The sequence below is a fragment of the Capnocytophaga sp. oral taxon 863 str. F0517 genome, from assembly GCF_000466425.1.
In the GTDB taxonomy this organism is placed as follows: Bacteria; Bacteroidota; Bacteroidia; order Flavobacteriales; family Flavobacteriaceae; genus Capnocytophaga.
The window spans coordinates 1-13,333 of the sequence record NZ_KE992175.1; the positions used below are offsets into that span (position 1 = coordinate 1).

Below are 13,333 nucleotides of genomic sequence, written 5' to 3' on the forward strand. Positions count from 1 at the left end.
AGTACCTGATACGGCTACTCCAGGCAGCTCTTATAAGGTGACTTATAAGATTTGTGAGAAACAGAATGGAACTCCTTGTGATAGGGCAAAGATAAAGATTACCATAGCAGGCACAGCTCGTGCTATTGAAGCTAAGGATGATAACTTTGGTAAGGTACCTAATACAGTGGATTACACCACTACCAATACAGTATTCTCAACAGGTGTAGACACCTTGGAAGGTGTGCCAGGCATCCTCTCTCCAGAGACTGATGTGATCCTTCACAAGGGAGCGGTAACACGCCAGGATGGTACAGCTGTTCAGGCAGGTACTATCACTATGAATGATAACGGAAGCATTACCGTAAAACAAGGTACTCCTGCAGGTCGTTATGAATATACCTATCGCATCTGTCAGAAAGATGAGAGTACCAACTGTAGTGAAGCCAAGGTGAGCTTTGAGGTGGTAGCGACCCATATCGTAGCCAATGATGATGGAATATGGGAGATAGGTACTTTAGGAGGCCTTACCCCCAGTATCTTGAACAACGATATACTCAATGATAAGGTAGGCCTTACAGAGAGTGATGTGGTGATAGAAGACACCGCCGGAGAGACCCCTCATGATCCGAATTTGAAGATGGAAAATGATGGTCGTATCACCGTCAAGTCAGGGCTTGCCCCTCGAGAAGAACCTTATAGCTATCACTATACCATCAAGGAACGTGCAGCAGGAAGGGAACTCTCCAGTGCTGTGGTACGTATCAAAGTAGTAAGCTTCGCGGCAGCCGACGATGAACTTTCAGCTATCAAGCAGTCTGCCCCTCAGACCACAGAGAGCGTATTGGCCAACGACGAGCTTAATGGCAAGAAGTACCCTCAACCAGGGGTAAATGTCTCCTTTACTCAAGGGGTGATCAAGACCCCTACAGGGGAAGTGGCCACAGGCTTTACCTTCAATGCTGATGGTACCATCACCGTGCCTGGCGATGCCCCCAAAGGAGTTTATACCTTTAGCTATAAGATCTGTAAGAAGGATGCGCCGGGCACTTGTAAGACAGCCCAAGGCGTGCTCAAGGTTCAGACGGTCAAAGCCGTGGATGATGACTATAGCAGCAGCCCTGTCAATACCGTATTGGAAGCCAAGACCATAGGCAATGTATTGGACAACGATTGGTATGGTGATAAGCCTGCCAAGGAAGCCCTCGACCAAATTACCCTTACCACCGAGGGGCCTACCTATGAAATCCTATTGAAACCCAATGGAGATGTAGTGGTACCTCAAGGTATGCCAGAAGGCACTTATGAGATTACCTATAAGCTCTGTATGAGTGCTTATGCTAACTCTTGCGATACAGCGAAGCTCACTGTGGTAGTCTTCAAGGATAAGCCGGTGGTAATCTATAACGGTATCTCTGCCAATGGAGATGGACAGAACGACTATTTCCATATAGAAGGTATCGAACGCTATAGGGATAACAACCTAAAGATTTTCAATCGCTGGGGCGTACTGGTCTATGAAAAAGACGGTTATAGCAATACCGAGGAGCCTTTCGACGGACATTCCAACGGTCGAGCCACTATCAGTGCCGGTAGCAAGCTCCCTCAAGGAACCTACTACTATATACTTGAATATAAGGATACTGTAGGGCATATCCAAAAAGCACAAGGATGGCTGTACCTTAAGTACTAATTTAGTGACCAACGACTAGTAACTGATAATAGACGATGACCCTTTCCCTCTTTTGGGGAGGGGTCATTCGTCTTTAGTTACTAAAGAGGAGGTGCCCAAATTTAACTTTTTATATTGTTTTATATCGCAAAAAAGCACTAACTTTGTATTTTGAAAAACACACTAATAGTGATGGAATTACAGAAATTTCACTTAGTTACACGCTTGGCATCTCAGGCAGCACATTATGGAGACCGAGAGGCCATTCGCTATTGGGAAAACGGACAATTGTGTTCCATGTCTTGGAAGGTCTTCTATCAGAAGATACAGGAGATAGCCAAGGCTTTGCTGCATTACCAAGTAGGGGTACAAGAGCCTATAGGGATCTTTGCTCCCAATTCTCCTGAGTGGACGATAGTCGATATGGCAGCGGCTCACCTAAGGGCCTGTGCCGTTCCTATCTATGCCACTAATACAGCTGACCAAGCGGCTTATATCGTCAATAATGCGGATATTAAGATCCTTTTTGTTGGTGAAAAGGAACAATATGAAAAGGTAGCCCAAATACGCCAACAGTGCCCAGGACTCCAGTTGGTTGTACTATTCGATGAGAGCCTCCAACAGGAGGGAGCACAGGAGGTACTTCCCCTTTCTAAGTTTGTCGCTGCGGCCAATCAAGGCGCTTATGAGGCTTTGCTCAGAGAACGTATCCAACAATGCTCACTGCAAGATCTCTATACCATTATCTATACCTCGGGGACAACAGGGAATCCCAAAGGGGTGATGATAGATTATGAAAATGTAGCCTATCAGCTTATCAATCATGATGAGCGCCTTTCGGTAGTGGAAGGTAATGTATCCATGTCCTTTTTACCGCTCTCCCATGTGTATGAGCGTATGTGGGTGGCCTATGTATTCCACAAAGGGGTGATCAACTGCTATTTGGATGACACTAATCGCGTAGCGGAGGCCCTTAAGGAGGTCAAGCCACACTACCTATGTGTGGTACCACGCTTGTTAGAGAAAATATATACCAAGATCTATGAAAAGATAGGTAAAGAATCAATAGTAAAGCGAATGGTATTTGCGGCGGCTACTCGTATTGCTAAAATACAGTTGGGACGTACCAAAAAGGGAAAATATCCGTCCTTTATCCTTAAAAAACTCTATGGGGTGGCCGATAGGCTTGTTTTCCAAAAGCTCAAAGATGCCTTGGGAGGTAATATCCAGATGATACCTTGTGGGGGCGCCCTTTTGGAGCCTTCTATTGGGCGTTTCTTCCGAGCTATAGGGGTCAATGTGACCTTAGGCTATGGGATGACCGAGACTACGGCTACGGTATCCTGTTGGGACGATCATAAGTTCAAGCTCAAGTCAGTAGGAACCCTGATGCCTCATATAGAGGCTAAGATAGGGGATAACAATGAGATCCTACTCAAGGGCGGCTCCGTCACCAAAGGCTACTATAAGAATCCTGAGGAGAACGCCAAGTCCTTTACCGAAGATGGCTACTTACGTACTGGAGATGCAGGCTATTTGGACGAGGAAGGCAATCTCTATATCACCGAACGTATCAAAGAACTGATGAAGACCTCCAATGGGAAATACATTGCTCCCCAACAGATAGAAGGCAAGGTAGGCAAGGATAGCTTTATAGAGCAAATAGCGGTGATAGCCGATGCTCGCAAGTATGTATCAGCCCTGATAGTTCCCAACTATGAGGCCTTGGCCGAATATGCCCAATCGCTTAACCTCAAATACAAAAACTATTCTGACCTGATCAAGAATAGCCAAATAGTGGAGTTCTTCCAAAAGAGATTGCAGCACTTGCAAGAGGAGCTGGCCGCTTACGAACAGATAAAAAAATTCACCCTACTGACCACTCCTTTTTCTATCAGTAATGATGAACTAACCCCTACACTGAAGCTCAAGCGAAAGAATATCTATAAGAATTATTTCCGAGAGATAGAAGCCATGTATGTATAACCCTAAGAAAGTCCCATGCCTAAAAACGTTGTCGAACTCAAGGACGTATCGATCTACCAAAGAAAAAACCTGATTCTACATGATATCAATCTCACCATAGAGCGGGGAGAATTCGTATATCTGATAGGGAAGACAGGGAGTGGGAAAAGTTCCCTACTGAAGATTCTCTATGGAGACTTACCTCTTAAGCAAGGAGCGGGTATGGCGGTTGATTTCAATTTGGCTACTCTCAAGGAGTCCGAAATTCCCTATCTAAGGCGGAAAATAGGTGTAGTGTTTCAGGATTTCAAGCTATTGCCCGATAGGACGGTCTTTGCCAACTTAGCATTTGTGCTGCGGGCTACGGGCTGGCATGATCCCCAAAAGATAGAAAGCCGTATAGGCAGTGTGCTGACCAAGGTAAAAATGCAGACTAAACTTGATAAATATCCCCACGAACTCTCCGGAGGGGAACAACAAAGAGTAGCCATTGCACGAGCCTTGCTCAATGATCCCGATCTGATTTTAGCCGATGAACCGACGGGAAACCTTGATCCAGAGACCAGTGTGGAGATTATGAAGGTCATGCGAGAAATTAACGATTCGGGTCGTTCCATACTGATGGCCACTCATGACTATGCCCTGATTCTCAAGTTTCCGTCCAAGACGATTAAGTGTGATGCGGGGAAGCTCTTCGAGGTGGTACAGCGCTCGGTGTGATTAGAAATCGAATTTTAGCTGAATATCAATAAGTTGAAATGTTTTTCTGTGATATTCACAAGCCCCATATTCAAGGATAGCCGCTCGGTGTTCCCGAGTTGGGTATCCTTTGTTTTTATCCCAATGATACATAGGGAATTCTTTATGGAGTTCTTCCATATAGGCATCTCGATGGGTTTTGGCCAGTACCGAGGCAGCTGCAATACGCATAAAGCGGGCATCGCCCTTGACCTGGCAGGAGTAAGGAATTTCCTTGTAAGGCTTGAACCGGTTGCCATCTACTACGATAAACTCTGGGGTCACTGTGAGCTTGTCCAAAGCCTGTTGCATGGCCTCTATGGAGGCATTGAGGATATTAATTTGGTCAATCCGCTGTGGGGAGAGATGTACCACGGCATAGCTTAGCGCCTGCTGCTCGATGATAGGGCGTAGCTCATTGCGCTGCTTCTGGGTCATCTGCTTGGAATCATTGAGCAATGGATGATAGAAGTTCTCAGGAAGTATCACTGCAGCTGCCGTCACAGGGCCTGCCAAGCAGCCACGTCCTGCCTCATCGGTGCCTGCCTCCTTGGGAGAGAAAAACCATTTTTCCATAGGATTAATTTTGTAAGATTAACAGGTTACAACCACGAATATCAGCGGAATCGAAGCGACCTAAGACCTCAAAAGAGCCATCGGGATAGGCCTTGCCCAAATCCTGAGTGGCGATAAAGCTACAAGAGTAGTAATTGGCCAAATCTATCACATTGATACCCCCCACTTTTCCATAGGGTAGGGGGGAGAGAGGGTCTTCGCTGTCGCGGATCAAGATTTTCATCCAAGGTACAGGGTGGAACAGGCCATTTCCTTGGCTATAGGCCTGGGAGAGTAGCTCCGTCATCCCATATTCGGAGTGAATCACCTTTGTGCCAAAGCCTCTACATAGTAGCTCATGTAACTCCTCTCGAATCAGCTCCTTACGCCGTCCCTTCATACCACCTGTTTCCATAACAATCGTATTTTTTAACGAGAATTGGTATTGCTCCACCAGGTCCAAGAGGGCAAAGGATACCCCCATGAGGAAAACCTTTCGCCCTTGGGCATCCCATAAGCGGAGTTTTTGAGCCAACTCCTCTTGGTTGTAGAGGTAGAAGCCGCTTTCCTTTTGGGCACTATGAATCAAATCCTCAGCCATATAGATAAGGGATGACCCCTTGCGCTCTAAGTAGGAAGGGAGCAATGCCAAAAATATATACTCCTCTATCCCCCCATAGAAATGCGCAAACCCCTTGCGAAAACTCTCCCTATAGAGAGCCAGAGAGCTTACCAAGTGCCGAGACGTTTGGCTACCTGTGGTACCGCTGCTAGTAAAGACCTCCTCAGGGGTATTGGCAGCCGCATAGATTTCTTTACTTTTGAAAAACTCTATTGGCAAGAAAGGAATCTCCTCAAGGGCATGTGTTGTCTTAGGAGTTTTGCCGAAATAGTTGCAAAACTCTTGATATACAGCATTGTTTTGGTATTGAAAAGCAAACACTTTTAGGGCTTGCGCTTCAAATTCCTTGGGGGTATAATCGTGAAAGAGGTTATTCATGCAACAAACTACTTACTTCTTTTTGTAAAATAGGGAGATATTGTGTGACAATAGCCCAAAGAATATTGTCAGAGACCGTATCATAACCATGTATAATTCTATTACGGACATCTACAATCTGTCGTGCATTTGAGATGTTTATGTTACTATCCTTTTTTAAGATACGATTCATTGCTTCTCCTATAATTTCAATATTTCTCTCAATAGCTCTTTTGGTTCGTATATCTCCTTGGAAAATTTCAAGGCTTACATTACCAATAAAGCTATCAATCTCATTAATAGCATTTAGAATGTCATAGAGCCATGTATTAATTTCATTATCCATAAAGGAGTTGCTTTCTCTGGTTGATATTTTCTATAAAATAAGGATTTTTTAAAGCCCTTTCTTCTAATAAGTCAATTTTTCTATTGAACAATTTTTCTAATTCAAACTTGAACTGGAAATAATTAGTGGTATATCGTAAAGGATCTTGGTCTAAGAAATCTATAAGTAGATCAATATCACTATGGGGGGCAAAATTAGGGGTCAATACAGAGCCAAAGACATATAATGTCTTGACCCTATAGCGTTCGCAGAGGGATCTGATAGTGCCAAGTTGATTTTTTAGAATGGAATTCATAACATAAAAATTTCAGTGATTAATGACAGAACGCTATCATATCTAATTGGTTGTTAAGGCAAAAAGCAATGTTTTCCTTTAGCCCCATGATATGTTCGTAAGCAAATCCTTTTTCTTCGTTGTCCTCATCTCCGTCTATCATAGCTTCTATTTCTTTCTTTGTCTTATGGACTTTCTCCAGCAGAGAGGCTAAATGTTTCAGTCGCTCTTGGTCAATGAGACTTATCATAGGAAAGTCTTCGATCTTGGGTAGCGGAAAGGGGTGAAAATGATCAGCAGGAAATAGCTCGGTATCTATCTCTAGCTCTATATCATAATCCTCAGAGAGTGTTTGGTTAATAAGATCTGTTTCGTACCAGAACTTCATTTCTTGAGTAAAAGGCAGTTCTTTTCCCAAAGTAGCACAAATTCCAATAAAGGCATACCCATAGGTATATCCTTTTTTCTCATCAAAAGGACGCCCCATGATAATATCGGTAAGAGCCTTAGTAGTCTCATTATCATCATCTTCTTCAGCATAGTTTTGGAAGATTTCATTCCTCTGAACATCAGCGAGTAAGGTTTCGTTTTTAGAGGCAAAAGTAGCCTGAAGCTCAGGCGTATTTACTCCATAAGCAAACATATAATATCCCATAAGAAAAGTATTTTTTATAAGGCAAAGATATAAAAATTAAGTGAAAAATGAAAAGTGAAGCGTGAATAATTATTTTTTCACTCCTCACTTTTCATTTTTTACTATTCACTATTCACTTTTTACTTCAATATGCAGTTCCTTGAGTTGTACCTCATCGATAGGGGAGGGGGCATCAATCATCACATCGCGACCGCTGTTGTTCTTAGGAAAGGCGATAAAGTCGCGTATGGTTTCTTGTCCGCCAAGCAGGGCTACCAATCGGTCAAAGCCGAACGCCAAACCACCATGAGGAGGAGCTCCATAGCGGAAGGCATTCATTAGGAAGCCAAACTGTGCTTGTGCCTGCTCAGGGGTAAAGCCGAGTAGGGCAAACATCTTGGCTTGCAATTCGCGGTCAAAGATTCGTATAGACCCACCACCTACTTCGTTGCCGTTGAGTACAAGGTCATAAGCATTGGCACGTACAGCACCTGGGTCGGTGTCGAGCAAAGGAATATCCTCCGGCTTGGGAGAGGTGAAGGGGTGGTGCATCGCAAAGAAGCGGTTTTCCTCTTCGTTCCACTCCAAAAGAGGGAAATCCACGATCCATAGCGGGGCATATACATCGGGATTGCGTAAGCCCAAACGCTCGGCCAGTTCCATACGGAGGGCGCTGAGTTGCCCGCGTACTTTGTTGGCCTTGCCTGAGAGGATACAGATAAGATCGCCTGCTTTGGCACCAGTGCGTTCTGCCCATGATTTGAGATCATCTTCGTTGTAGAACTTATCTACAGAAGATTTGAAGGTACCGTCTTCGTTGCATTTTACATATACCAAGCCTGAAGCCCCTATCTGTGGGCGTTTTACCCATTCTACCAAGGCATCAATTTCCTTGCGGGTGTAGCTATTAGCCCCTGGTACGGCAATACCTACTACCAATTCTGCCTCGTTGAATACTTTGAAATCGCGGTGCTGCGCAAGGTCATTGAGCTCGCCAAACTTCATTCCAAAGCGGATATCGGGTTTGTCATTCCCATAAGTTTTCATAGCCTCGGCATAGGTCATACGTGGGAAAGCGCCAAATTCTAATCCTTTGAGTTCTTTGAGTAAGTGCTTGGCTAGGCCCTCGAAGGTTTGGATAATATCTTCTTGTTCTACAAAAGACATCTCACAGTCTATCTGAGTAAATTCCGGTTGGCGGTCAGCACGGAGGTCTTCGTCGCGGAAGCACTTTACGATTTGGAAGTATTTGTCAAGTCCCCCTACCATAAGGAGCTGCTTAAAGGTCTGTGGGGATTGCGGCAAGGCGTAGAACTCCCCAGCATTCATACGGCTGGGTACTACAAAGTCACGAGCCCCTTCGGGAGTGGATTTGATAAGTACAGGCGTTTCCACTTCGATGAACCCTTGTCCAGATAGATAGTTGCGCACGATCATACCCACCTTATGGCGGAAGATCAAGTTATCCCTTACAGGAGTACGGCGTATATCAAGGTAGCGGTACTTCATACGGAGGTCTTCGCCCCCATCGGTATTGTCTTCAATGGTAAAAGGAGGAATCTCGGAGTGGTTGAGCAAGGTGAGTGCTGAAACGAGGATCTCCACTTCTCCGGTAGGGATATTGGAATTGGTAGCCTCGCGCTTGATGACGGTACCTTGAATCTGAATGACGTCCTCACGAGAGAGGGTTTTAGCCCGTTCGAAGACTGCCTTATCGGTACGTTCTTCATCAAAGATTAGCTGAGTGATACCATAGCGGTCGCGTAGATCGACCCAGATCATAAATCCTTTGTTGCGAATGCGTTGTACCCAGCCGCTAAGGGTCACTTGTTTGTTTTCGTGAGAGAGGCGTAGCTCTCCACAAGTATGCGTTCTGTACATCTTTTTTGAGTTTTTAGTTTTTAAATAATTCAGCATGAGAGCCCAATCTTACTAAGTAAATTTCATTCTTTTCTTCATCATATTGTAACCAAATGATTAGCAAATCTGGCTGAATATGACATTCTAAATGACCTTTGTAATTACCTGTAAGTTTGTGAGCTTTCATACTACTTGGAAGATTATTTACTCCTCCTGTCTTTAATAATTTGATTGTTTGAGTAATTTTCTCTACCTTATCTTCATCATTTTGGTATCTCTTAAAATCTTTTTTGAACAGTCCGGTATAAAATATTTCATATTTAGACTCTTCTTCTTTTGTAAGTTCTTCCATAAAGAATTAGTTTTTAAGCGATTCCATTAGTTCATCAACAGTAGCATACTTTTTCTTATTTTTATCCTTAGCCATGGCCTCCGCTTCCTTCATGGCTTGTAATGTCAGCTTATTAGGAATATAACTTTCCTCTTCTTTAGGCTGTCTACCATATTCAAAATCAATATTCATTTCTTTGAATAAAGAGGTTAGTATATTGATTTGGCTTTGGGTTTTAGGGTAAACTAATAGGCACATATTATCTAATTTTAAAATCTTTTAAAATCTAAGTTCATGGTTGTTTAAGTTTCGCAAGTATTATTCTTGCGAGGCTTAAATGAAAATATACCACAGCCTTCTTATATGATGAGCATGGCGTCTCCGTAGGAGAAGAATTTGTATTTTTCTTTGACAGCCTCTTCATAAGCATCCATGATGAGTTCGTGTCCGGCGAAGGCAGAGACCATCATCAGTAGGGTGGATTTGGGCGTATGGAAGTTGGTAATCATAGCGTTGGCCACTCCAAAGTCATAAGGTGGGAAGATGAACTTATTTGTCCAACCGATGAAAGGATTTAGGGTATTATGAGAGGAGACAGAGCTTTCCATAGCCCGCATAACGGTAGTACCGACAGCACATACGCGGTGTCCTCCTTCTTTGGCCTTATTGACGGTATTGCAAGCCTCCTGAGGGATGATGATCTCTTCGCTATCCATTTTGTGTTTGGAGAGGTCTTCTACTTCCACGGGGTTGAAGGTGCCCAATCCCACATGTAGGGTAAGTTCGGCAAAGCTGATTCCTTTGATTTCGAGGCGCTTCATCAGCTGTTTGGAGAAGTGTAGTCCGGCGGTAGGAGCCGCTACAGCCCCTTCGTGTTTGGCATAGATGGTCTGGTAACGTTCCTCATCTTCGGGTTCTACGGGTCGGGTGATATACTTAGGCAGAGGGGTATGTCCCAGTTCTAAGAGTTTTTCACGGAAGCCCTCATAGGAGCCATCGAAGAGGAAGCGAAGGGTACGCCCGCGAGAGGTGGTATTGTCAATCACTTCAGCGACCAATTGTTCTTCCTTGTCGAAGAAGAGCTTGTTACCGATGCGGATTTTACGAGCAGGATCCACTAATACATCCCAAAGGCGTTGTTCTTTGTTGAGTTCGCGAAGGAGGAATACCTCTATTTTAGCGTTGGTTTTTTCTTTATGTCCGTAGAGGCGGGCAGGGAATACCTTGGTATTGTTAAGGACGAATACATCTCCGTCGTCGAAATAATCAATTACATCTTTGAACAATTTGTGTTCGATAGTTCCTGTTTTTCGGTTAACGACCATAAGGCGTGCTTCGTCGCGGTTTTCACTAGGATACTCAGCTAAGAGTTCTTTAGGAAGGTTGAAGTTAAAGCTAGATAGTTTCATTTTTGTATCAAGAGCGTTTAAGTGTGCAAATATACGACTTTTTAAAGGGTGTTGTCAAGCATTTCTTGAATTATTTTATTTTCTCCTTGATTTTTTCTACGATCTGCTCGGGGCTTAGCCCATGGCAAGGGAGGATAAAATGCGCTTGGGTATAGAAAGGGAAGCGCTCGAAGAGGTGTTTGTTAAGGAATTCCTCCATATCTTTTTCAGACAGATGGGCGATGAGGGGTCGTTGCTGCTTTTGGGGGAGTAGGCGCAGCAGCAGGTCGGCTGTGGGGAGTTGTAGATAGAAGGAATAAGGGGAGGCTGCGCGTACAAGTTCCATGGCTTCTCCATAGCATGGGGTACCTCCCCCTAGGGCAATGACCATAGCAGTGGGGGAGGCGAGGAGCTCCTTGAGGTAGGTTTGTTCTTGTTTTCTAAAATAGATTTCTCCCTTTTGGCTGAAGATCTCGGGAATACTTTTTCCTTCTTGGCGAGCGATAAAGTGGTCTAAATCCTCAAAAGGCAGGCTGAGGGAGTGCGCCAAGAGGCGACCGATGGTGGATTTGCCACTTCCCATATAGCCTAAAAGAATAATTTTTTCATTCATAACGTACAGATTAACAAGTAGTTGTAAGAAATGTAGGAATAACATGCAAAAATAATCATTTTTTTGTTTGTTTATATAAAAAAAAGCTGTAATTTTGCACCCGCAATAAAGCACTTGCAAGGTGCATTTTCTGAAGGACTTGGTAGCTCAGTTGGTAGAGCACAACACTTTTAATGTTGGGGTCCTGGGTTCGAGCCCCAGCCAGGTCACATAATTATTCATTGAAATAGATGCGACTTGGTAGCTCAGCTGGTAGAGCACAACACTTTTAATGTTGGGGTCCTGGGTTCGAGCCCCAGCCAGGTCACAGGAAAGATTTTATTGACTCGGTAGCTCAGTTGGCAGAGCACGACACTCTTAATGTTGGGGTCGTGGGTTCGAGGCCCACCCGGGTCACAAGTTTTAGTCCTTGTGACTATTTTATTGTAAATTTAGTTTTACCTTGCCTACGTGGAGAAATTGGTAGACTCGCCATCTTGAGGGGGTGGTGCTCGTTAGGGCGTGCTGGTTCGAATCCAGTCGTAGGCACAAGAATCCTTAGTATTCATTACTAAGGATTTTTTGTTTTATACCTCAAAGGATATGCTTACCGACTTTTTAGAGAAAGATCATCAGCTATTAGTGGCTATCAACCAAACAGGAACGGTTGCTTGGGATGCCTTTTGGCTTCTGATTACCAATGCTTGGAATTGGATTCCCTTTTTTGCCCTTGTGCTGTGGGCTAATTTCTACTTCTTCCCCAAAAGGGAGGCTTGGCGTATCTTTGGCTATGCCATAGGTACCTTGCTTTTTACCGTACTGCTGACCAATACCACCAAGGAGTTGGTCGGGCGGCTTCGTCCGTTGCATACCCAAGTGCTTATCCCTCAATTGCGTGTGATAATAGGGGAGCGTGGTTATAGCTTTTTCTCAGGGCATACCAGCAATAGCTTTGCCTTGATGACCTTTTTGTATTTGGTTTTTAGAAAACGAATGAAATGGGCTTTTTGGCTTTTCTTTTGGCCGCTCCCGTATGCTTATAGTCGCTTGTACTTAGGGGTACATTTCCCTACCGATATTCTCGTGGGATGCTTGGTAGGGATCACTACGGCTCACTTAGGTTATTGGCTATACCGTCGGGGAAGGAAAAGCACTATGGCCAAAGATTCTCAGCAGAGAGCTCCTCTACCTGACCAAAAATCTTAGTAGCCAAATAAGGATTGTCGATAAAGGGATTGCGATTGCCTTGCGCTTGTTCTATTTCATTATTGCGTTGTAGCTCTAGCTCGGATACTTTGTCCTGAGCGTTCCACTTGAGCAATAGGCCTACTCCCTCGGTGCTAACATGGTGGAAGGGGAGGTTATACCTAAGGAACATATACAAGAGCATACGAGCCACATCGCCCTTATATTCGTCGGACGGATACCATGCTTTTCCCTTGTTCTTTCTACTGGCTTCTCCCTTACCATCGGTAAAGGGGAGGTTTCCCCGAGAGGAATTGACACTGCTGTCTATATAGTGTAGGTGATGCAGGTCACCCAAGGGCTGCTCGGGATCTCCATATTTTTTGATATAGCTCTGTGGGTAGATATGTTCGGTATTGATACTTCCATCGGGCTGGTTCCGCTTCTGTACTTCGCTTTTGGAGCGGCTCTCTCCCGTATAGACTAATAGCACCTTATCAGGATGATGAATATCCTTGTTGGCCTTTTCCAAGAAGGGATGCCTTCTGCCATAAGGGATAAAATGAGTATGCTTGGTGATGGTCAGCACCGCCAATGCTTCCTTTAGCTCATCTCCATTTTTAGAGAAATCTACCGACTGATAGTAGTACTTGAGCCGAGTAGGAATGGTCACTCTCTGATAGTTTTTCGGAGGGTGAGGCAGGTATAGTGCCTTTTGCTGGGCTAAGAGTTCCAGCTGCTGATAAGGATCTTGGTTCTTCATCAGCGAAAAGTCCTCTCCCTTGCAAGAGATGAATACCCAGAAAAAGGAGAAAAGGAAGGCTATATTTTTCAT

The 13,333-nt window shown here is 44.3% G+C and carries 15 protein-coding genes and 4 tRNA genes; 8 read left to right on the forward strand and 11 right to left on the reverse strand.

The window, feature by feature from the left end; all coding sequences use genetic code 11:
* The 3 genes from HMPREF1551_RS11605 to HMPREF1551_RS11615 all read left to right on the forward strand — a co-directional run.
* The coding region (locus HMPREF1551_RS11605; protein ID WP_021629350.1) for a gliding motility-associated C-terminal domain-containing protein at positions 1-1,672 on the forward strand (1,672 nt) is incomplete at its 5' end.
* 171 nt (positions 1,673-1,843) lie between these two features.
* The gene (locus HMPREF1551_RS11610) at positions 1,844-3,637 is read left to right on the forward strand and encodes an AMP-dependent synthetase/ligase (protein ID WP_021629351.1); all 1,794 of its coding nucleotides are present in this window, start codon (positions 1,844-1,846) and stop codon (positions 3,635-3,637) included.
* Positions 3,638-3,652: 15 nt separating this feature from the next.
* Complete coding sequence (locus tag HMPREF1551_RS11615; protein WP_021629352.1) at positions 3,653-4,336, forward strand: cell division ATP-binding protein FtsE; 684 nt, start codon at positions 3,653-3,655, stop codon at positions 4,334-4,336.
* On the opposite strand, the gene HMPREF1551_RS11620 is transcribed toward HMPREF1551_RS11615, so the two are convergent.
* From HMPREF1551_RS11620 to HMPREF1551_RS11665, 10 genes are all read right to left on the reverse strand, one after another.
* Positions 4,337-4,930 carry a ribonuclease HII gene (locus tag HMPREF1551_RS11620; protein WP_021629353.1) on the reverse strand — a complete coding sequence of 198 codons (594 nt, stop codon included), beginning with the start codon at positions 4,928-4,930 and terminating at the stop codon, positions 4,337-4,339.
* Positions 4,931-4,934: 4 nt separating this feature from the next.
* On the reverse strand, positions 4,935-5,909 hold the full coding sequence (locus HMPREF1551_RS11625; RefSeq protein WP_021629354.1) for a hypothetical protein: 975 nt from the start codon (positions 5,907-5,909) through the stop codon (positions 4,935-4,937).
* Positions 5,902-6,234, reverse strand: coding sequence for a DUF86 domain-containing protein (locus HMPREF1551_RS11630; protein ID WP_021629355.1), 333 nt, complete (start codon positions 6,232-6,234; stop codon positions 5,902-5,904). Before HMPREF1551_RS11630 ends, HMPREF1551_RS11625 begins: the two co-directional genes overlap by 8 nt.
* Complete coding sequence (locus HMPREF1551_RS11635) at positions 6,227-6,529, reverse strand: nucleotidyltransferase family protein (RefSeq protein ID WP_021629356.1); 303 nt, start codon at positions 6,527-6,529, stop codon at positions 6,227-6,229. Before HMPREF1551_RS11635 ends, HMPREF1551_RS11630 begins: the two co-directional genes overlap by 8 nt.
* A 19-nt stretch (positions 6,530-6,548) precedes the next feature.
* Positions 6,549-7,163, reverse strand: a complete 615-nt coding sequence (locus HMPREF1551_RS11640) for a hypothetical protein (RefSeq protein WP_021629357.1) — start codon at positions 7,161-7,163, stop codon at positions 6,549-6,551.
* A 108-nt stretch (positions 7,164-7,271) separates the two neighbouring features.
* Positions 7,272-9,023 (reverse strand): aspartate--tRNA ligase, encoded by a 1,752-nt coding sequence (aspS, locus tag HMPREF1551_RS11645; RefSeq protein ID WP_034544691.1) that lies wholly within the window; start codon positions 9,021-9,023, stop codon positions 7,272-7,274.
* Between the two features lie 13 nt (positions 9,024-9,036).
* Entirely contained in the window at positions 9,037-9,354 is a 318-nt protein-coding gene (locus HMPREF1551_RS11650) for a type II toxin-antitoxin system YafQ family toxin (RefSeq protein WP_021629359.1), read from the reverse strand.
* 6 nt (positions 9,355-9,360) lie between these two features.
* Positions 9,361-9,591: a hypothetical protein gene (locus tag HMPREF1551_RS11655; RefSeq protein ID WP_021629360.1), complete on the reverse strand. Its 231-nt coding sequence runs from the start codon at positions 9,589-9,591 to the stop codon at positions 9,361-9,363.
* A gap of 101 nt (positions 9,592-9,692) precedes the next feature.
* Positions 9,693-10,742 (reverse strand): tRNA preQ1(34) S-adenosylmethionine ribosyltransferase-isomerase QueA, encoded by a 1,050-nt coding sequence (gene queA, locus HMPREF1551_RS11660; protein ID WP_021629361.1) that lies wholly within the window; start codon positions 10,740-10,742, stop codon positions 9,693-9,695.
* 70 nt (positions 10,743-10,812) lie between these two features.
* Positions 10,813-11,334, reverse strand: coding sequence for a shikimate kinase (locus HMPREF1551_RS11665; RefSeq protein ID WP_034544688.1), 522 nt, complete (start codon positions 11,332-11,334; stop codon positions 10,813-10,815).
* Positions 11,335-11,470: 136 nt separating this feature from the next.
* On the opposite strand from HMPREF1551_RS11665, the gene HMPREF1551_RS11670 reads away from it, so the two are divergent.
* From HMPREF1551_RS11670 to HMPREF1551_RS11690, 5 genes are all read left to right on the forward strand, one after another.
* A tRNA-Lys gene (locus tag HMPREF1551_RS11670) sits at positions 11,471-11,543 on the forward strand.
* Between the two features lie 25 nt (positions 11,544-11,568).
* Positions 11,569-11,641 (forward strand) — tRNA-Lys (locus HMPREF1551_RS11675).
* 16 nt (positions 11,642-11,657) lie between these two features.
* A tRNA-Lys gene (locus tag HMPREF1551_RS11680) sits at positions 11,658-11,730 on the forward strand.
* 48 nt (positions 11,731-11,778) lie between these two features.
* A tRNA-Leu gene (locus tag HMPREF1551_RS11685) sits at positions 11,779-11,862 on the forward strand.
* A gap of 33 nt (positions 11,863-11,895) precedes the next feature.
* Positions 11,896-12,519 carry a phosphatase PAP2 family protein gene (locus HMPREF1551_RS11690; protein WP_231374984.1) on the forward strand — a complete coding sequence of 208 codons (624 nt, stop codon included), beginning with the start codon at positions 11,896-11,898 and terminating at the stop codon, positions 12,517-12,519.
* Here the strand turns inward: HMPREF1551_RS11690 and HMPREF1551_RS11695 are convergent.
* Complete coding sequence (locus HMPREF1551_RS11695) at positions 12,467-13,333, reverse strand: endonuclease I family protein (protein ID WP_034544689.1); 867 nt, start codon at positions 13,331-13,333, stop codon at positions 12,467-12,469. The two genes, HMPREF1551_RS11690 and HMPREF1551_RS11695, sit on opposite strands and share 53 nt — an antisense overlap.

Bases quoted from the DNA above. Each gene is read 5' to 3' on its own strand.
- HMPREF1551_RS11610 (WP_021629351.1), top strand. From the start codon at position 1,844: ATGGAATTACAGAAATTTCACTTAGTTACACGCTTGGCATCTCAGGCA.
- HMPREF1551_RS11615 (WP_021629352.1), top strand. From the start codon at position 3,653: ATGCCTAAAAACGTTGTCGAACTCAAGGACGTATCGATCTACCAAAGA.
- HMPREF1551_RS11620 (WP_021629353.1), bottom strand. From the start codon at position 4,930: ATGGAAAAATGGTTTTTCTCTCCCAAGGAGGCAGGCACCGATGAGGCA.
- HMPREF1551_RS11625 (WP_021629354.1), bottom strand. From the start codon at position 5,909: ATGAATAACCTCTTTCACGATTATACCCCCAAGGAATTTGAAGCGCAA.
- HMPREF1551_RS11630 (WP_021629355.1), bottom strand. From the start codon at position 6,234: ATGGATAATGAAATTAATACATGGCTCTATGACATTCTAAATGCTATT.
- HMPREF1551_RS11635 (WP_021629356.1), bottom strand. From the start codon at position 6,529: ATGAATTCCATTCTAAAAAATCAACTTGGCACTATCAGATCCCTCTGC.
- HMPREF1551_RS11640 (WP_021629357.1), bottom strand. From the start codon at position 7,163: ATGGGATATTATATGTTTGCTTATGGAGTAAATACGCCTGAGCTTCAG.
- aspS (WP_034544691.1), bottom strand. From the start codon at position 9,023: ATGTACAGAACGCATACTTGTGGAGAGCTACGCCTCTCTCACGAAAAC.
- HMPREF1551_RS11650 (WP_021629359.1), bottom strand. From the start codon at position 9,354: ATGGAAGAACTTACAAAAGAAGAAGAGTCTAAATATGAAATATTTTAT.
- HMPREF1551_RS11655 (WP_021629360.1), bottom strand. From the start codon at position 9,591: ATGTGCCTATTAGTTTACCCTAAAACCCAAAGCCAAATCAATATACTA.
- queA (WP_021629361.1), bottom strand. From the start codon at position 10,742: ATGAAACTATCTAGCTTTAACTTCAACCTTCCTAAAGAACTCTTAGCT.
- HMPREF1551_RS11665 (WP_034544688.1), bottom strand. From the start codon at position 11,334: ATGAATGAAAAAATTATTCTTTTAGGCTATATGGGAAGTGGCAAATCC.
- HMPREF1551_RS11695 (WP_034544689.1), bottom strand. From the start codon at position 13,333: ATGAAAAATATAGCCTTCCTTTTCTCCTTTTTCTGGGTATTCATCTCT.